This window comes from Chryseolinea sp. T2 (assembly GCF_037203685.1).
Lineage (GTDB): Bacteria > Bacteroidota > Bacteroidia > Cytophagales > Cyclobacteriaceae > Chryseolinea.
In genome coordinates, this window is the sequence record NZ_JBBCAU010000011.1 from 136,716 (window position 1) to 155,856 (window position 19,141).

The 19,141-nt window shown below is 47.0% G+C and carries 15 protein-coding genes; 8 read left to right on the top strand and 7 right to left on the bottom strand.

The window, feature by feature from the left end; translation table 11 throughout:
* The first annotated feature begins 51 nt into the window (after positions 1 to 51).
* Entirely contained in the window at positions 52 to 324 is a 273-nt protein-coding gene (locus WBG78_RS28225) for a hypothetical protein (RefSeq protein ID WP_337329884.1), read from the top strand.
* A 168-nt stretch (positions 325 to 492) separates the two neighbouring features.
* On the opposite strand, the gene WBG78_RS28230 is transcribed toward WBG78_RS28225, so the two are convergent.
* Positions 493 to 3,036: a PIG-L family deacetylase gene (locus tag WBG78_RS28230; protein WP_337329885.1), complete on the bottom strand. Its 2,544-nt coding sequence runs from the start codon at positions 3,034 to 3,036 to the stop codon at positions 493 to 495.
* A 188-nt stretch (positions 3,037 to 3,224) separates the two neighbouring features.
* Positions 3,225 to 4,037, bottom strand: coding sequence for a hypothetical protein (locus WBG78_RS28235; protein WP_337329886.1), 813 nt, complete (start codon positions 4,035 to 4,037; stop codon positions 3,225 to 3,227).
* Positions 4,038 to 4,439: 402 nt separating this feature from the next.
* Between WBG78_RS28235 and WBG78_RS28240 the strand changes: the two genes are divergently transcribed.
* The 3 genes from WBG78_RS28240 (at position 4,440) to WBG78_RS28250 (ending at position 10,078) form a co-directional block, all read left to right on the top strand.
* Complete coding sequence (locus WBG78_RS28240) at positions 4,440 to 4,763, top strand: PadR family transcriptional regulator (RefSeq protein WP_337329887.1); 324 nt, start codon at positions 4,440 to 4,442, stop codon at positions 4,761 to 4,763.
* A gap of 5 nt (positions 4,764 to 4,768) precedes the next feature.
* Positions 4,769 to 7,348 (top strand): ABC transporter permease, encoded by a 2,580-nt coding sequence (locus WBG78_RS28245; protein ID WP_337329888.1) that lies wholly within the window; start codon positions 4,769 to 4,771, stop codon positions 7,346 to 7,348.
* A gap of 150 nt (positions 7,349 to 7,498) precedes the next feature.
* The gene (locus WBG78_RS28250) at positions 7,499 to 10,078 is read left to right on the top strand and encodes an ABC transporter permease (RefSeq protein ID WP_337329889.1); all 2,580 of its coding nucleotides are present in this window, start codon (positions 7,499 to 7,501) and stop codon (positions 10,076 to 10,078) included.
* Positions 10,079 to 10,143: 65 nt separating this feature from the next.
* Here WBG78_RS28250 and WBG78_RS28255 read toward each other — a convergent pair whose 3' ends face one another.
* Complete coding sequence (locus tag WBG78_RS28255) at positions 10,144 to 10,554, bottom strand: 3-hydroxyacyl-ACP dehydratase FabZ family protein (protein ID WP_337329890.1); 411 nt, start codon at positions 10,552 to 10,554, stop codon at positions 10,144 to 10,146.
* A gap of 161 nt (positions 10,555 to 10,715) precedes the next feature.
* Between WBG78_RS28255 and WBG78_RS28260 the strand changes: the two genes are divergently transcribed.
* Positions 10,716 to 11,639, top strand: a complete 924-nt coding sequence (locus tag WBG78_RS28260) for a hypothetical protein (protein WP_337329891.1) — start codon at positions 10,716 to 10,718, stop codon at positions 11,637 to 11,639.
* Between the two features lie 52 nt (positions 11,640 to 11,691).
* Here WBG78_RS28260 and WBG78_RS28265 read toward each other — a convergent pair whose 3' ends face one another.
* Positions 11,692 to 11,970 carry a hypothetical protein gene (locus WBG78_RS28265; protein WP_337329892.1) on the bottom strand — a complete coding sequence of 93 codons (279 nt, stop codon included), beginning with the start codon at positions 11,968 to 11,970 and terminating at the stop codon, positions 11,692 to 11,694.
* Between the two features lie 112 nt (positions 11,971 to 12,082).
* Between WBG78_RS28265 and WBG78_RS28270 the strand changes: the two genes are divergently transcribed.
* Positions 12,083 to 13,042 (top strand): nitrilase family protein, encoded by a 960-nt coding sequence (locus WBG78_RS28270; protein ID WP_337329893.1) that lies wholly within the window; start codon positions 12,083 to 12,085, stop codon positions 13,040 to 13,042.
* Here WBG78_RS28270 and WBG78_RS28275 read toward each other — a convergent pair.
* Together WBG78_RS28275 and WBG78_RS28280 are read right to left on the bottom strand one after the other, a co-directional pair.
* Positions 13,039 to 13,641, bottom strand: a complete 603-nt coding sequence (locus WBG78_RS28275; protein WP_337329894.1) for a hypothetical protein — start codon at positions 13,639 to 13,641, stop codon at positions 13,039 to 13,041. The two genes, WBG78_RS28270 and WBG78_RS28275, sit on opposite strands and share 4 nt — an antisense overlap.
* A 411-nt stretch (positions 13,642 to 14,052) precedes the next feature.
* Positions 14,053 to 15,204, bottom strand: a complete 1,152-nt coding sequence (locus tag WBG78_RS28280; RefSeq protein WP_337329895.1) for a YncE family protein — start codon at positions 15,202 to 15,204, stop codon at positions 14,053 to 14,055.
* A gap of 225 nt (positions 15,205 to 15,429) precedes the next feature.
* Between WBG78_RS28280 and WBG78_RS28285 the strand changes: the two genes are divergently transcribed.
* Both WBG78_RS28285 and WBG78_RS28290 read left to right on the top strand, forming a co-directional pair.
* The gene (locus WBG78_RS28285) at positions 15,430 to 16,257 is read left to right on the top strand and encodes a helix-turn-helix domain-containing protein (RefSeq protein ID WP_337329896.1); all 828 of its coding nucleotides are present in this window, start codon (positions 15,430 to 15,432) and stop codon (positions 16,255 to 16,257) included.
* 61 nt (positions 16,258 to 16,318) lie between these two features.
* Positions 16,319 to 17,335, top strand: coding sequence for a hypothetical protein (locus tag WBG78_RS28290; RefSeq protein WP_337329897.1), 1,017 nt, complete (start codon positions 16,319 to 16,321; stop codon positions 17,333 to 17,335).
* A gap of 87 nt (positions 17,336 to 17,422) precedes the next feature.
* Here WBG78_RS28290 and WBG78_RS28295 read toward each other — a convergent pair whose 3' ends face one another.
* Entirely contained in the window at positions 17,423 to 19,129 is a 1,707-nt protein-coding gene (locus tag WBG78_RS28295) for a SusD/RagB family nutrient-binding outer membrane lipoprotein (RefSeq protein WP_337329898.1), read from the bottom strand.
* Positions 19,130 to 19,141: the final 12 nt, after the last annotated feature.

Below are 19,141 nucleotides of genomic sequence, written 5' to 3' on the forward strand. Positions count from 1 at the left end.
CACACTGTTTGCATTATATCATTCCGAAATCAATAACCACTAACAAACTAAATGAAGAAGTACATTCTGATTGCCATCATGTGCGTATTCATTACGTCATATGGCGAAGCCTCCCCATCTCGTGATGCAAAGCCTCCCCATCGAACAGCCAGAACAAACAAGTACAAAACAAAAAGAACGAAGGTCTATGGCTACGATCGTGCCCGTACTGTTAAAAAGGTCCGCTACCTGAAAGGATATGATTACTATCGCTACGCAAATCGTCCATCGTATTTGAGGATGATGGGCAAGGCGATCAACGGCGATCGCTTTTGGGGTTCTTAAAACTTTTACATTTTACATTCAGAGTTTTACATTTTGCGGTTAAGCCCTTTCAACAACATCTGAGTCGTAAAGGTGAGCAAAACTAACTGCAGTAATTGCATTACCTCTGCGGAGCAACAACCGCAAAATGTAAAACTCTAAATCTAAAATGTAAAACTAGCGACAGCTTTACGGTCGTGCATTCTGCGCACCGAGTGAGATCATATTCGCAAAGAGTCTGTATGCTCCCGGCACACCTGCAGGCAACTGCCTGAAGAACGATATGCCCGTGTATATGTAGTATCCCTTTCCATGTCGTGCAACAAGCATACTGCTGTTGAGTGGTGCTTCACCCGGATCATTGCAGCTGATGATAGGCTCGAACTCCGAACCCCACTTCGACGGGAAGTAAAGTCCACGTTCCTGTATCCATCCGGAAAAATCCTCTTTCACAATCTTGTTGGGAGTGTTAAGAACCGGATGATCAGGAGCAAGGATTCTGACTTCCGAGTCCTCGACCGTAACACGACTTCCGGACAAGGTCACAGCGTAGGGCGCGAGTCGCTCGGTTACTGTACCAGGAGTATTGTATTGAACAATCACCACGCCGCCATTCTTCGAATAGTCGAATAGCGCCTGGTTTTTGTACGCGAGCCAGTCGACGGTATTGAACGCCCTTACACCAACGATCACCGCGTCATACCTTGCGAGGTTCGTTGCCTCCAGGTCGTTCTTTTGAAGCATATCTACCTGGTATCCCATCTGCTGCAGGCTGTTGGGAACTTCGTCGCCGGCGCCCATCACATAGCCTATGCGTTGACCTTTCCGTTTCAGATCCACGTGCACTACTTTGGTCTCCGATTTAGGGAACCACGTCTGACGGGGAATATGATCGTGATCGATGACATGAATGCCTCTCGCCAGCTCGTGCCCATCCACAATAGCCACGGCACCCATCGTTCCTATCGACGCACCATCGGGAGGCATCAGCTGAAAGATGAAATCCTGCTCTTCAGATTTCTGACTGAGCTTGAAATCATAGTGATCAGGAGTTGCCTTCCAGCCGGCCGACGCCTTAGGAACCAGGCGACCGGTAACATTGTCCTGGCCTGCGACCAGTGTTACTTTAATCTCACGACCTGCCTGGTCGGGAAAGACGAGGGCCTTTTGTTCAATGTTTATCATCACGTCCGACTCCATCACTACGGGTGAATAAACTTCGCCTTTTACGCGATCCGATTCTTTGTAGACCACGGGCACATCAACGTCGATAGTTTGATCGATGATCTTCAATGTAACCTTCGCCGTGATCTCTGGTTTGTTTTGTGCTAATCCGATAAGGTTCTGATCTTTCACATCGTACATCCCTTCAGTCCAGGCGTTCGCTAGCCAGTATGGATTTGAAATCGGCCTGTCAGCATTGAGCACCTGCTTGTAAGTTGTTGTGAACGGCACGTTCTCCGCCAGTCGTTTGTTGACGTTGTCGTTGTCTTTCCAGCTCGAAAGTGAAACGCTGACTAGATCCATTGGTGTGCGGCTCCTGTTCACGGCTTCCAGCTGGATGGCTATGCTGTCAGAAGGAGAATACGATTCACGCTTTGCGGTGAATTCAATAAACGATCCCGTAACAGCGAGCAACAGTTCATTTACTTCCCTGAGCTTCGTTTCTTTCCAGTATTGGTCCTTCAATTTAAGGATCTCAGTCCTGGCGCGCAGCAATACTGGAGCAATAGCCGATGGGTTGGCTGGATTGAATTCGTGCAACGCCTGTTGTATGTACTTGCTCACCAGCTTCGCATCGGGCATTCTTGTCCAGGTAGTATTGATTCCGTCAAACATACCCAGCGCCTTTGTGCCGCCCCATTGCTGAAGATACTCGAACGTTTCTCCCCGCGTGCCGGCACGCCCAAATCCCTGACTCTTATGCATGCTCCTGCTTTCCGCAGCGATCTCGTTGTAAGACTTGCCAAAGTAGGGGTTGTACTTGCCGATATCCACCTTGATGAATTTATCAGACTTCAGCTCTTCCGGATTCTTATAAAAGAATATGCTTGCATTCCAGAAAATACGGGTGGGCTGCCAGGGCTTCACATATTTTAATTGCTCAGGAAACGCTGTGCTGTCGCCACTGAGTTTGAATGCCTCCAGGGCCAGTACGGCAGACGCAGTATGCTGACCATGAGTAATACCTGGTTCAAGGTTAAAGCGTGTGATCATCACATCGGGGCGAAACTTCCTGATCACCCATACAAAGTCGGCAAGGATCTTTTGCTTGTCCCACTTGCCAAATGTTTCATCCGGGTTCTTTGAAAAGCCGAAGTCGATCGCTCTTGAAAAAAACTGTTCTCCGCCATCGAGGTTTCGTGCAGCAAGTAGTTCCTGAGTTCTGATGATGCCCAATTCTTCCTGGATTTCGGAACTTATCAGGTTCTGACCGCCACCACCTCGCGTTGCCGACAAATAGCCGGTGCGCAGATTAAGCTCGTTGCTGCAGTAGGCAATGAGTTGTGTGTTCTCATCATCGGGATGTGCAGCAAGATAAAGTACGGAACCAACGGTATTTAATTTATGAAGTCGTTGGTATATGTCGCCGGTGGGGTGCCGCAATGGGGCCTGAGCTCTGCCTGGCACTGCCACAGTACAAAGGAGTGCCGAAAGCAGGAAACCGGAGAGGAGGATTGAATGCTTAATTATGGTATTAAATGAGGTCTGTACGCAAGCAGTATTTATCATCTTTCAGACATTCTTGGGTGGTATGTCGGATGCCAATTTCGTATTTTTTAATGGTCATCCGAATGCCGCCTGGGGAAAATGAAATGTCTTCACTCTCACACTGTTCCTCACTCTGTTTTAATGACGGTGGTGTTCATTTTAGTGTCTGATTACAGGAATATTTAATATCTGATTACAGAATAATCTTCTTATTCCGCAAAGATGAAAATCAACACAGCCCGAATCCCGAACTTTGGCTTGGTGCTGTCGGGACCGCTCAACGGTACGCGTGGACCGAGCACAAGCTGCATTGGTTGCTTGCCAATCTTGGTGATGGCAGATAGCGTTGGGTTGAAGAACAGCAATGTGGTACTGTTTTGCCAGTTCTGCGTTAGTTCCATATTGCCACCAATACTGGCACCGCTGGCAAAGGTTCGGGCAAAGAAGGGTTGTACAAATAGTTGATTTATATCCTGCCGGTCCTCATCCCCGGCGATGCTCCAGATTTGGTTTACCAGGAAACCGAAGGTCATGCCGTGTGTCTGCTTCAGTAGCAATGCCGTTGGTCCAACGCCGAATTTCTTCGTTCCAAGATATTCGTTTGTAGCAGTCGGCACCAGCAGGGCAGGACCAGCACCCCATATAAGTCCGTTCTTCGGCTGGGCAGGCGAAAACCATGCACTGGCAGTTAAGTCACTCAGACCAAACTGATGTGTATTGAACTCCGTTACATTTCTTTGATCAACTACTGGAAGGATGTATCGCGTTATCAGGTTAAGCTTCGCATTGATCTTAATGGGGATAACGGGCTGGATATTCAATGTGTTTTTTGAGCCGCTGTATGCTCCGATGCCCCAGTCGGTGTTATTTTGGAAGGGCAGGCTGATCATACTGGCCACGGGGTTTGCCAGTTTGTCCGCCATTTCCTGCGCGCTCTCCGCGGGCTTTTCCTGTGCCCTTAAGCTCACGGAGGCGAAGGGCAGGAGGAGACTAATTAATGCTACTTTCAATTTAACCTTCATAAAATATTTGCTCTGGACGCTGTTCCCTTCTTCACTCTCACACTGTTCCTCACTCTGATTTTCGTTTCTCACTCTGATTTGTAATAATGCACTTATGATTTCTCTCAATCAACCCGTGAGTCACCGTTAAACCGTTGTGTAACCACAAAATTAGACCAATTTATAAGAAACGGACGGAAATGGGCCGTCTGGCAACGGGCCGGCTTTGTGTATGGAATGCATGAGGCCTATTAACCAGTGGTGGTTCACCTACAGCCTGTTCACCTGACGGATTCTACCCGGAAACGATAGCGATTTGCAAACCTATCGGAAGACGCGGCTTTGGTTCGGATAAATTGTTTCCTTATATGTTAGACAACTATAATAGAAATATTCTATATTTATTAGACAAATCGCATAGAAATGAACAACAAAGACCGGCTTGGTGAGTTTGAGGAATTGATTTTAACCATCGTAGCCGTATTGAACGGCGACGCCTATGGCAATTCAATTGTAACGGAGATTGAAAGTCAGCTGGGCCGCGCCGTGAACCTTGGAGGCGTACATGTAACATTGTACAGGCTCGAGGACAAAGGGTACATAAAATCAAAAGTGGGCGGTGCAACATCCGTAAGAGGAGGGAGAAGAAAGCGTTGCTACAGCATTACAGGCGCCGGCCTTTCACTATTGAAGTCGATTAAGGAAGAACGGCAACATCTCTGGAAGCTGATACCTCAATTAAAGTAAACCCCATGAAGCAAGATGTTAAAATGCCTCGCTGGCTGCTGACATTCCTCCGTTGGATTTGTCCCGACGATCTGATCGAAACCATCGAAGGCGACGTGGTCGAACAATTTGAGTACGATGTCCAACGGGTCGGTCACCCACGCGCACGCCTGAGAGCCATCATTCACACGCTTGATTTCGTAAGGATTGGCATTATTTCCAGACGAAACAAAAAACGTTCAATCGGGCCAATGGTTGGTCACTTCTTTAAATTCTCCCTACGAGGAATGAAAAAGCATCCGGGCTATTCCTTTATCAACATCGCCGGATTGTCTGTTGCATTGGCAACCGTGTTGCTGATCCTTGTGTATGTGAACGACGAACGATCATACGACAAGTTTCATCCTGATGCTGATAAAATTTTCAGAATTGTCAGCACCATCGATATGGGTGGCCAGGTGATGTACACATCGTTTAGTCCCAATGCGCTGTCCGACGCCGTTGCGCACGATTATCCTCAGGTGGAGTTTATCTCCCGGGCTTCATTCTTCGGGACTGATAAGATTGTAGCAACCGACACGAAAGAAGTATTTGCCGTCGGACTCGCAGCTGATGCGGCATTCTTTAAGATCTTCCCTTATAAGTTCATAGAAGGCGATGCCGGCAAACCATTCCCGGATAACGCCTCAGTTGTGATCACAAAAAGTCTTGCCTTGAAGCTGTTCGGTGAAGCGACTAACAACGTGGGAAAGGTTTTTCGTAATGGACTGCATGTGTCTGCAGTCATTGACGACGTTCCTGACAATTCTCATCTGCGATTCGATTACGTTGCGCGCATGATGGATTATGGAAAAGATGCGGCTGTGTGGATCAACTTTGGTTCCTATCACTATGTGAAGTTTAAGGATCCATCTGATGTGGATGAAATGTCGCGAAGCATTAATCAGGTGCTTCTTAGCAAGCTGTCATCCGATCCACGAACATCGGGATTCAAGGGAGAGCTGGTATTTCAGCCGCTTACAGAAATACATCTCGGCGAAACAACCTACACCATGGAACCGGAGGGTAAAGGCAACAAACAGTATGTGGTGATCTTCACCCTTCTGGCCATCTTTATTCTCGCCATTGCCTGCATCAACTTCACAAACCTGACTACTGTGCGCGGGATCCGGCGTGCCAAGGAAATTGGGTTGAGGAAAACTATAGGAGCATATCGCCTCCAGCTAGTAGCACAGCTGCTGGGGGAATCGTTGATGGCGGTCTGCATAGCGATGTTGTTTGCAATCGTGATTTCCGCTCTTGCGCTTGAGCCATTCAATGCTATGGTAGGTAAGAATCTTTCCTTTAATATTCAAACGTTTGGTACCCCATTGCTCATTTCACTTGGTGCCATGGCAGCATCGGGTTTATTATCGGGCATCTATCCTGCGGTCATTCTATCATCTGTTCATCCATCAATGCTGATGAAGGGTGCTCATGGAACCTCATTGGGAGGCGGCACTTTGTCCAGGTCGCTTGTGGTATTGCAGTTCGTTTTTTCAATCCTCATCATTTCCGGAACGCTGGTGGTATACAGTCAGCTGCGATACATCAGAACGAAGAATCTTGGCTATCAACGCGAGAATGTGATCCGTGTTCACGATTGGTCAAAGACCTATCCAACATTCAAATCAGAATTACTTCAGGTTCCGGGCATACAGGCCATATGTGCATTGGATCAAAACCTCATTGACGTTATTGGAGGCGGAGGCATAGATTGGCCAGGCCGGACAACCAACGGAGTCCCCATTGTTAATGGGCTTACTGTAGATTGCGACTTTCTGAAAACGATGAAAATAACTCTAATGAAGGGACGCGATTTCTACAGCGACGCTGAATTGGACACCGCTGCAGTAATTGTTAATGAAGAGGCAGTTAAACTTCTCGGCGTAGCCGACCCCCTGGGACTTAAAATCAGAGGCATTACGAAGGGTAGGCTGGAGGTGGTCGGCATAGTGAAGGACTTTCATTTCAGATCAATTCACGAGAGCGTTACTCCACTTTTCATCAACCAGCGTAACATCGGCAATTTCTACACGAACATGTTGATTCGAATTGAAGGCGATCCGCAGAGGAACATAGATGCAATAGAGAAAGCATGGAAGAAGTTCAATCCGCAAAAGTCGTTTGTCTATAGCTTTCTCGACGATGACTTGCAGGCAATGTATCATTCGGAGGAAATAACGGAGGTGCTCTTCAAAGTATTTGCTGCGATTGGTATCGTTACAGCGTGCCTGGGTTTGTTTGGACTATCGTCGTACACCGCAGAGATGAAGAGTAAAGAGTATTCGATCAGAAAGATCTTTGGAGCATCATCTTCAAACCTGTTCTACTCGTCGACAATTGGGCATTTGGTCCTGGTCCTTATAGCGACTACAATTGCCATGCCCGTTGGCTATTACCTTGCCGACCGATGGTTAAGTTCATTTGCCTATCACGCATCGCTCAGTGTCTGGCCTTTTGCCCTTGGCGGAATGATGGCTACTGCTTTAGCACTCATTACCGTGGGATCACAGGCGATGAAAGTTATAGTCACAAGACCGAGCGTCACACTGAGGTCGGAGTGATGGATTTTTGCGACCCATTCGGTATGAATTCGCAAGTGCAGGGTTAAGAAACCGATGTGTAGTATTAGCGGCGCAGGCATTAATTAACCAACCCGATAAAGGAAGAACCAACAACGCTGGATACTGATACGTCAATTAAAGTAAAACGCAATGAAGCAAGATGCTAAAATGCCCCGTTGGCTGCTGACATTCCTCCGTTGGATTTGTCCTGAAGACCTGATCGAAACCATCGAGGGCGATGTGGTCGAACAATTTGAATACGACGTCCAACGGGTCGGTGAATCACGCGCACGCTTAAGGGCCATCGTACATACATTTGATTTCGTAAGGATTGGTATAATCTCGAGACGCAGCAAGAGACCATCGATCGCACCAATGATAGGCCATTTCCTTAAGTTCTCCGTTCGGGGTATGAAGAAACATCCGGGCTATTCATTCATCAACATCGCCGGATTGTCTGTAGGACTTTCAACTGTATTGCTGATCCTGGTGTATGTAAACGACGAACGGTCATACGATAAATTTCATCCTGATGCCGATAAAATTTTCAGAATTGTAAGTTCGCTCGATATGGGTGGTCAGGTGATGTATACATCGTTTAGCCCCAATGCGCTGTCCGACGCCGTTGCGCACGACTATCCTCAGATCGAGTTGATATCTCGCGCCTCATTGCTCGGGACCGATAAGGCCATAGCTACTGACGCAAAGGAAGTATTTGCCGTAGGGCTCGCTGCTGATGCCGCGTTCTTTAAGATCTTTCCCTATAAATTCATTGAAGGAGATGCCGGCAATCCACTGCCAAATGCCGAATCCGTTGTGATCACCAGGAGCCTTGCACTAAAACTGTTCGGTGAGCCAATAAATAATGTGGGGAAGGTCCTTCGGAATGGACAACACATATCTGCAGTTATTGAAGACATTCCCGCCAACTCTCATCTCCGGTTCGACTTCATCACACGCATATTCGACCTTGGAAAAGATGCAGCCGTATGGAGTAGCTACAGCTCCTATCACTACGTTAAGTTTAAAGATCCGTCGAAGGTCGATGAAGTTTCGCGAAGCATTAATCAGGTTCTTCTGTCCAGGATGGCATCCGATCCCGAAACAGCGGGAGCAAGGGGAGATCTGGTGTTTCAGCCAGTCACGGAAATACATCTTGGAGAGACAACCTACACTTTAGAACCCGAAGGAAAAGGCAACAAACAATACGTGCTGATCTTTACCTTACTGGCCGTCTTTATTCTCGCCATTGCCTGCGTCAACTTTACCAACCTGACTACGGTGCGTGGTATCCGACGTGCAAAGGAAATTGGTTTGAGAAAAACGATAGGAGCTTATCGCCTCCAGTTGGTAGCGCAACTGCTGGGAGAATCGCTGATGGCGGTTTGTATAGCAATGATGTTTGCCATCGTGATTGCAGCTGCGGTGCTCGGACTATTCAATTCAATGGTTGGAAAGGACCTTTCATTTAATATTCAGACTTTTGGAACTCCATTGCTCATTTCGCTTGGTGCCATGGTTTTAGCGGGCTTGTTGTCCGGCATATATCCGGCCGTGATTCTTTCTTCTGTTCATCCTTCATTGCTGATGAAGGGTGCTCATGGTACTACATTGGGAGGTGGCACCTTGTCGAGATCGCTTGTTGTGTTGCAGTTTGTTTTCTCCATCCTCATCATCTCTGGGACACTGGTAGTATATAGCCAGCTGCGGTACATTAGAATGAAAAATCTTGGATACCAGCGCGAGAATGTAATAAGCGTACACGACTGGTCGAAAGACTATAAAACATTCAAATCAGAACTACTTCAGGTACCAGGCATTCAAGCAATTTGCGCAATGGACCAAAACGTCACTGACGTCTTTACTGGCGGCCCCATCGATTGGCCAGGTCGGACAACAAGCGGAGTGCCCATTGTTACTTCGATTAGTGTTGATCAGGATTTTCTCAAAACGATGGAGATATCATTGGTGAAGGGTCGCGACTTCCATAGTGACGCGAGATTGGATACCGCTGCAGTACTGGTCAACGAGGAAGCAGCTAAACTGTTTGGTTTATCTGACCCCCTGGGCCTTAAAATTTTCGGTATTACTAACGAAGGATTGGAAGTTGTCGGCATAGTGAAGGACTTTCATTTCAGATCTATTCACGAAAATGTCGCACCGCTCATCATCAATCAGGGCAACACTCGCGATTTTTACACGAACATGCTGATTCGAATTGAAGGCGATCCGCAGCAGAACTTAGATGCTATTGAAAAAGCATGGAAGAAATTCAATCCGCAGAAGCCGCTTGCCTACAGCTTTCTGGACGACGACTTTCAGTCAATGTATCGTTCAGAGCAAATAACCGAGATGCTCTTCAAAATATTTGGTGCCATAGGCATCGTTACAGCATGCCTGGGTTTGTTTGGTTTGTCGTCGTACACGGCCGAGATGAAGAGTAAAGAGTATTCAATCAGAAGAATATTTGGAGCTTCTTCGTCGAACTTGTTTTACTCATCAACGATGGGACATTTGGTGCTCGTGCTGATCGCGACGGTTATAGCTACGCCGGTTGGCTATTATTTTGCTGATCAATGGTTAAGTTCATTCGCCTATCACGTAACACTCAGTCTTTGGCCATTTGCAGTTGGAGGACTGATGGCTCTTGCCCTGGCATTCGCCACCGTGGGATCGCAGGCGATAAAGGTTGTGGTCACCAGACCGGGCGTCACATTGAGGTCGGAGTGATATAAATTCTGTTCCTCACAAAACAGACGAACTTTCATTTCTACCGCCCGGCGGCAATGCTTGTGTTATTGAATCTTTACGCACATCCACGTTGCTTCAACGCAGAGGTCATCGCCAACGTAACCCTTACCCGACTGCTTGAAGTATTTGTCACTGATCTTGATGTTCGTCACGACCATTACAAATTCTTTGTTTAAAGGGACACCCCTGTGAAAGAGGACCTTTTCAATTCCCGCGAAGCCGAACATGCGTTCACCCAGGCCGGCTTTCTTTATTCCGGCACCGCCGCACTGTGCCATGGCCTCGACGAGTACCATGCCAGGCACAAAAGCAAACTCTGGAAAGCTGCCGCTCAAAAATTCATCTGTATCTGAAAAAGTCTTAACTCCGATAATCTCTGCTGCAGTAGCACTGGTCAGCCGGTCAACATAGAGGAATGGAGCGCGATGGGGAATTAGGGTCTCTACTTCTTTCATGTCATCAATTTAACGATTTGTCACGTTTTGCTGAAATGGTCGCAGCACGCAAACTGCAGATTCATAGCTGAAAAAGGTGGTCGCAATAGATGGTTCCGTATATTTGATATATCACGCGAGATGAAGATAAGTATTTCTTTGCGTCGTTATTGAGTTCGGAAATGAAGAGGTTGATAGTACTGTCGTTGGCTTTATTGGTAACGTCGTCTTGCTGGGACCGGCGGAATATTGTTGTAAAGGGTCTGGTCACCGACGAGGAAAACGGACAGCCTATTCCCAACGCCGAGGTTGTAGTATTGTGCTGGTATATGCACGGGATTGACGAAGCGTCGTTCGTTAAGCAGTCTGTAAAAACAGACAAGTTTGGTAGCTATTACGTCGAGTTCGATAAGGGCCATGAAATTGAGGCAGCGGCAAGAATAACGGGCTTCAATCCGGCTCGCAGCAATCGAGAGTTGGACAGCCGTCATGTTCAAATCGATTTAAAGCTTGCGCGAATCAATGAGAACCCCTCTCTGGTCAGTCACCTCACGATTGATGGTTTGCCCGGTGATGACGATTACCCTTTCCTGAGGATCAGAATAGAAAACTCCCGTAATGGTAACGGTTGGGATATGTTTGGTTTTGAGACATTAGGTTTCGATTTAATGACGCAAAGGGCGAACAGTGATACACTTAACTGTGACCTTTGGTTCAAACCTGTTCATGAACTGGTGCAACCAAAAGTAATCGTTGCACATCGCGGTGGTGGGATTATTCCGGTGTTCACGAAGGATATCAATTCATCATTTCTTTTCGAGAGGCCAATCGCACCGGCTGATGGATACTTGCATGAGTACACGTTGACCGGAACCGAGGAAGGGCTATTTGTTTTGTGCCGGGACGGTAAAACATTTGGTAAAATTATTTTTGAAAAGGTTGAGATAGACCAGGGTTGGGGGGCGGAAATGGACGAAAGTGTATACTATCGCGATATCGGTAAATCCTTTAGCTTCCTTTATCAACCCAATGGTACACGCGACCTTTCATTTTCAAGATCGGATATTGATCTGGAAGATTTTTTAGTCGACGGGAGATTGCGTTAGAAGGTGAATAGTTCAATCGGTGATATGGTTACTTCAGGAATGGTATTAGTGTTTACCTGGAAAAAATCTCTATCCAACTATCCGACAACGTATAAGAGCCGCCCGACGTCTGATCTCTGGCAGCTCTCTCCGCCACAAACGTCAATATCGTATCGCGCTCTGATAACGACCGGTTTGTTGAACGCGTCCAGTGTTCAGGAGCCGGCACGAAGATGATGGCCACACAATCGCCGGCGCCGAACTCAAAGGACAATCTGATGTCGCCCTCCTCATCTTTGTAAACGACAGCGCCGCCCCGGCCCTGGTTATGATATTCAAGCGTAGGTAGCATAGATCAACTGATATTGGAAGGTTGAGGTGTGTTTTAATACCAAAATAGTCAATCAATCGAAACATTTTTGGTTTGTCCCTTAATAAGTAACTTTGATGCTTACGATAATACGATGCAACCTCTCAGGATATCTTCGGCACAATTCGAAAATCGCAGCGGTGACAAAGACTATAACTTATCAGTGATTGAAAAGTTGTCACGTGAAGCTGCTGCCAGTGGTTCTGATGTAATAGCCTTCCATGAGTGCTCGGTGACTGGCTATACGTTCGCCAGGCACTTGTCGAAAGAGCAAATGCTGGATGTTGCCGAGCTGATTCCGGATGGCCCGACCGTTGGCCGCCTCAAAGAGATAGCGGCCCGTTACGACATCGTTTTGCTCGCCGGCCTTTTTGAAAAGGACAAGGATAACTTCCTTTACAAGGCCTATGTCTGCGTTGATAAGAATGGACTGGTGGCCAAGTACCGCAAGCTCCATCCGTTCATCAATCCGCATCTTACTCCCGGGAGTGAATATTGTGTTTTTGATATCAAAGGCTGGAAGTGTGGCATATTGATCTGCTACGATAATAACGTCATCGAAAATGTGAGGGCAACAACACTACTCGGCGCACAGATCATCTTCATGCCTCACGTAACGATGTGCACACCTTCGACACGCCCCGGTGCCGGCTTCGTAGACCCGGACCTTTGGAAAAACCGCGAAGCAGATCCTACCTCACTGCGCATTGAATTCGACGGACTGAAGGGGAGAGCCTGGTTAATGAAATGGCTCCCGGCCCGTGCGTACGACAATGCTATCTATGCCGTCTTCTCAAATCCCATAGGCATGGATGATGACCAACTGAAAAACGGATGTTCCATGATCCTCGATCCTTTTGGTGATGTGATTTCCGAATGTCGTTCATTCGATGACTCATTTTGCACTGCCCTGATTACTCCGGACAAACTAACATTGGCGGGCGGGCATCGATACATACAAGCGCGAAGGCCGCAGCTGTATAAAGATATCATAGGGCAGGAGCATAAGTCACAGCAGCGCGTCGTATGGTTGAAGTCCGAAGCTAAGATTTAGCTTTTCGCAGACTCAATCCACGTTACAACGCCGTCGCTACACGAATAATAGGCGGTCGCTTTATGTTGAGGCATGTCGTGGGCCACTGCTGTAATTACGCTTCCCTTAAGTCTTGTATTCCTAGAGGTAGTTGTATATCGCCATAAACCTCTTTTCCCCCGTGGAGTGGCTTCTCCTTTCTCAATCACCTTCGTGCCAACGGTGATTGTAACAGTTACCGAAACAACTTTGAAGTCGTCCGTTGCCCGAACTCTAATCAAAGCTCCTGGCTGCCCCTTATATTCTTCTGCTTCTATACCATGGATCTTCGGTGGATGACTGTAGTCGCGTACAGCCAGGTTGTAGCCATGCCTTGTAGTGCCTTTTGCACGCCTGTTATATTGGTCAGCAATAGTGGGAATAGCCATCTGATGCTTGGCATAAGAGTTGGCGTCTGTAAAATTGTCCTCGTTCGCCTTTTGCTTCGCGGACGTTTTCTTCCGCTTTGTGGGCATGTTAGCGATCACTTGTCTGCCATCCTTGTAGTCCTTGACAACAATGTTCATACCGATCTGCCCGGATGTGCCTTTTAAAACGACATTATTTTTCGCTCGTGCCATGTATATTCATTAGATAAATCATATTAATCCTCGAGTGAATCCGCTACTTGATTAACTCGACTTGCCATTGCTCTGCATTCGCTCTGTAAGTGCACTTAGCCCATCCACCATAGGTTCACAAAAGGTTCATAGAAGGTTCACTGTAGGTCAAAAATCCTTAAATGATGGGAAATCAGGCTGGAAATTAGGTTGATGGCTTCAGATGTTGCGAAATTGAGCTGGAAAATGGGTGCCCCTTCAACTTTTGTGGCCAAAATCACGCTGATCCACACGTGCGCTTCTTTATCACAATAGCCAGTAACATAGCGCAATGTGGCCCTATGTGAGTGTAACGGACTTCTCGAAAAAAAGTAACGGTCTCCTTATAGAAATTTTTTAAAACCGGCGCAGCTCCTGATGATGATGCTTACTCTATTCAATTCCCGAAACCCGCCCAATTCCAAACTGATCTCCTGCCTTCACCGCCTTAGTGCCATCCATGTGTATCTCAACAACTTTTTCACTCATCACAACACCTCCCTTTTCATCCTTGAGCGTAGCTACAATTTTCCTCGTCTTGAGATCAAATATTTCGCCAGTAGATGGATATGCATGCTTTCCATCAAGACTAAACGTAATCCATCCGGGCTGGTCTCTCACCTCAACGCTCGCTAATTGTTTGGGAGGCATCACGGTGTTATCGAAAATATGCATTCGCTGATTGAAGGCATCACAGATCCAAACTTCCTTTTCGTCTGGTGTAAGACCAATACCATGACTCGGGCAGCCGTGACGCTTTACAGGTCCTTGCTGAAATCCGATTACTTCAACATGATGAAGTTTTTCTCCCGTCTTCAGATCCCCAATTTCAAACCCCAGCAATCCATTGACGTTAACGTAGCAAAGTGTTTGAGAACCGTTGATCGTGAATGGACGCACCGGCTTTTCAAATGGTCCAACTTGTTTGATCATGGTATGTGTTCGCGCATCGGACACACCAAGCGTATTGGTACGCAGCCCCGCCATGTAAACATAGTTGCCATCACCTCCATAAAGAGTATTGTGTGCCCCGGAGTTTGTGAATATCTGCTTAATCACATCTCCTGATACTGCGTCTACAACATTCCAGTTTTCTTTCTCCAGCGTGGGCAGGTAAATCACTTTGCCATCGGGCGAAATAGAAAGCCTGTCGCAACCGCCCTCATACTTTTTCTCCCATACAATCTTCTCGGTAGCCAGATCGATGCGCTGAAGTGCTTCAAGCGTAGTGACATAAATACTATTTGTAGCAAGACTCACTGCCACACCCTTCACATTCGATGGCGTTCCATTTGCCTTTAGCCCACCCGTGCTGATGCGTTTCACCAGCTTGTACTTGTCGGCAATGTCATAAACAAGAATTCCATGGCCGCCGTACTCAAGATAATCCCGGATGCCAGGAGTAGCTACGTACAGGTACCGCTTTACTTTCGCGGCATTAACATCGGCTGATGTCTCCCCGGATAACATTAGGGCTGACGATAGCGTTGCAACGAGCGCGGCAGCGAAGAGAACTGATAGCGTGATTTTTAATAAGGGCTTCATAGCAGTAGCTTAAAATTGTCTTCCGGTAAATTGCGCGTACGCGATGATATCTCCGACAGTTCGCGGATACGTGATTATATTTCTTTGAAAACGCAGTTCATACTCTTTTGTGATGACTGGGTGCTAGTCCCTGCTCTCTGGCAAAAATCGGCTTGTCGTCTGGCCGGCTAAACATGCTGGAAAAATGTCGTATCTTCATTTGCAATCCGATCCCAACTTGCCTTCATGGATGTAAAGATATACGTGCCAGCTGGCGCACTGCAACAGTATGTGATGAACATATCAACTGTAGATGCTGTGTTGCCAGAGGGCATTAAAGACGTAGTAACTCCCTATCCACCTACGCCATTTCAGTCGATGATCTTTTACTGCGATCATCAGGTAGACATGGCAAATATGAAAGACCGACGATTCAGCAGGCAACCACATTCAGTATTGATCGGACCGCAGCTCTCCAGAGTTAATATCAGGGTCACCAACCACCTCCGCGCGATCAGAGTAGATTTTCATCCCGGCGGCATGTACAGGCTATTGGGAATGCCAATGCTTGAACTGTCCGATGCTGGATTCGACGCTATTGACTTTTTCGGAACTGAATTGAAGTCACTTAATGAACATCTCCGGAATCTTGAAAGCCTTGAAGCCGGAAAGGGCGTCGTCGAAAAGTTTCTTATTGCTAAAGCTGCCAAATTGAAACCTGCACTCCCGTTTGATTCAGCGATGCGAGTGCTGCTAAAACACAACGGACTCCTGTCCATAGAAGAAACGGCATCGCTTGCCTGTCTGAGTATAAAACAATTTGAAAGAAAATGCCGGGAACGGATTGGGATGAATCCCAAAATGTACTCGCGTATCCTTCGATTTTCAAAAGCATACCGGCTGCGCGAAACCTATCCTCATCTCAACTGGATCAGCATTGCTTATGAGGCGGGTTACTTTGATCAGATGCACATGATCCGCGACTTCAAAGACTTTGCAGGCGTAAATCCATCGATCATAGAACAGGAACTAGGCTCCACACCTCTCAGAATGCAGAAGGACTTACCGTATTGATGTCCAATTTTTACTATAAGGTAGGATCCGGAGCGACATACCTTTATTTAAAAGGAACGACATGGATACGCTAATAACTGAATCGGTCTTAACTGAATCGGTCTTAACTGAATCGTTGAAACTTCACACGCCATCTTACAGCATTCAGGTATCAAACTACTTTGGCAGACAGAATGCTCGTGATTATTTTCATTGGCTGATCATTCTGTTCCTCATCCTGGGATACTCGGATCTGATGGCTCAATCTTATGCTAACCTGAATAGCCTGAAAGGTCATACACCTGAAGTTTATTATAGCACAGGAGCAGAAGTTAAAGCCCGGCGCATGGCAAAGCAACTTGATCAGGTGATCTCGTTTTATAACAAGCTGATTGGGTTTTCTCCGGTAGTGAAATTGCTCGTACTGTCACCAGATGATTGGAAGACCTATACAACGGGCGCAGTATACGGCATGCCGCACTACGGTGGAAGTCAGACACTTTTTGTTGCTGCCGAAGACAATGAGTTTTGGAGAAGCTTCATACCACCAACTGATAAAATGCCCGCAGCATTTTCAAAGATGGTCTCTGAAACGTACTCAAATGGAAAAGGCGGTTTAACTATGGAACCATTCTTCGACCTGCTTGCGATCCATGAACTGGGCCACGCATTTCATATACAGGACAGCCTGGTGATGCAGCGAAAATGGATGGGTGAATTATTTGCAAACATACTTCTCCATACCTACATCGCTGAGGTGGAGCCGGGACTTTTGCCTGCATTAACACTCTTTCCTGAGATGGTTGTGGCCACTACCAATCGCACAATGTTGAAGTATACTTCCCTCGAAGATCTGGAATTACATTACAATGAAATTGCTCAAAAATTCCCCCGGAACTATGGATGGTATCAATGCCGATGGCATATGGCCGCTGCCAGTATTTACAATGAAGCCGGTGTGGTCGCACTTAAGAATCTATGGCCTGCATTAAAATCACAACGCACGATTCTTGATGATACTTCCTTCACAACAATGTTGAACACAAAGGTTCATACGTCCGTGGCGAATGTGCCTTTGAAATGGAACAATGCCGACTAGGAAGTTACCAGCAGTTTGAGAACAAAAAAAAGTGTGAGCATGATCGCTTTCGCTCTCACACTCACACTCTTTTTCTTTCAGGGCTCGTCAATTATACGGCAGTCCAGTGCCATCCAACAGCCAGGTTTTTGACCATGCGCTATTGTTGGTTGGATCACTACCCTTATATGATGTAGGCACAAGTTTAGAGATTGCCTCATTGGCATGCTCTGTGTTCGTGTTTATGTCATCGTCCAGGCTGTAATAGAAGCGAATTGGCAACTTAGACCGGGCGCCCGAAGGGCCGGCTTCCAGTTTCGGCAGGCCGGTTCTGCGCCAATCAAACCACGCTTCGGTTGCAGCGCTCCAGCTGGCTATCCATTTTTGCTGAATGATGCTTTCAAGTCCATTATATGGCACCCCAGCAATGTAAGTGTCAAATTCATCACCCACGCCCCAGGCGTTGAGTGATTCATGAACTCCGTTGGCATAATAAGTTGATGCTCCTCCAATCCAGCCGTAAGAAGCTGCTTCGGCCAAAATGAAATTTACTTCGGCAGCTGATGAAAGCCGCATCTGCAGCAAATCACCCGTAGCATCCTCGTACATGGTGTTCAATTGCGATATATGTGAGTTGTAGCGGCCTTGTCCGGCGGCGTTGCCTTCCAATTGAAGATTGTAGAACAACGCTCCCCCTATTGCTGGAGGAATACCAATGTAGTCGGTGCTATAATCTATTGGGGTATTATAGGTGTCTTCATAGGTTTTTACCACATCAGCAGAAACTTCCCATGTTTTACCATCGGCACTGATATGACTTACGTCTGTGCCACCTACAAGGACCAGCGGCAGTTCCACTTTATCAAACCAGACGGCAATACGGGGATCGTTCAAATCTTTGAGCACGTTAACCAACGTAGAGCAGGGTTTTCTGCGCATGTATTCACCATCGGGTGAAATGTTGTACACTGTATTCGTAGGCCAGGATGCAGGTATGCCGCCACTTGGGATCGTAGTATTTGCTGTTCCAGGATAGCCCACGTTGGCATCGTCATCGGCAGTGGTAATCAGGGGAAACGTACCTGGGTCATTTACGATTTTGAGAATACCTGATTTTGCAAAATCAGTTTCTTTGGCTTGCAAACGCATGTAGTAACGTAGCGCCAAAGAATTAGCAAACTTTCTCCATTTGGTCAAATCACCCTCGAAGAGCACATCTTGCGTTGCATTGAGGGGTTTTTCACCTTCTTGAGATAAAAGTGAGTTGGCGGTTTCAAGATCGGCAAGAATACCGTGGTAAATGGTCTGTTGTGAGTCAAATGCAGGTTTGAAATACGCTGCACCTTCTTCTGCACGCAGAGCCTCACTATATGGAGCGTCGCCCCACAAGTCGGCAATTAATCCAAAAGTGTAGGCTTTCAAAATCATGGCCACTCCTTCGTGATATACGTAGCCTCCTTTCTGTGCCTTCTTATACAACTCGTCGGCATTGCGTAGAACGCCATAGTAATCTGACCATCCCTGGCCGGGTGAGCTCCAATCGTAGTTGTTGTGGCTACTCGACCAACCCGTCTTCTGCGTGTGTTGTACTACTCCGGCAACATCTCCGAAACCAAGGTTAACCACCTGCGTTCCCAAACCTGTGATCACGGTGGGAAGCAACAGGTTAAGGTCTGTTGACTCCGGAGAGGGCGCATTGGGGTTTATGTTCAACTCATCCAAATCCTTGCATGCGCCAGCCGCCATCAGAATGACCAGCGATAAGGCCATCAATTTCAGCGATAAGGCCATTAATTTATGATTCATCTTTTTCATACTCGCATCTGA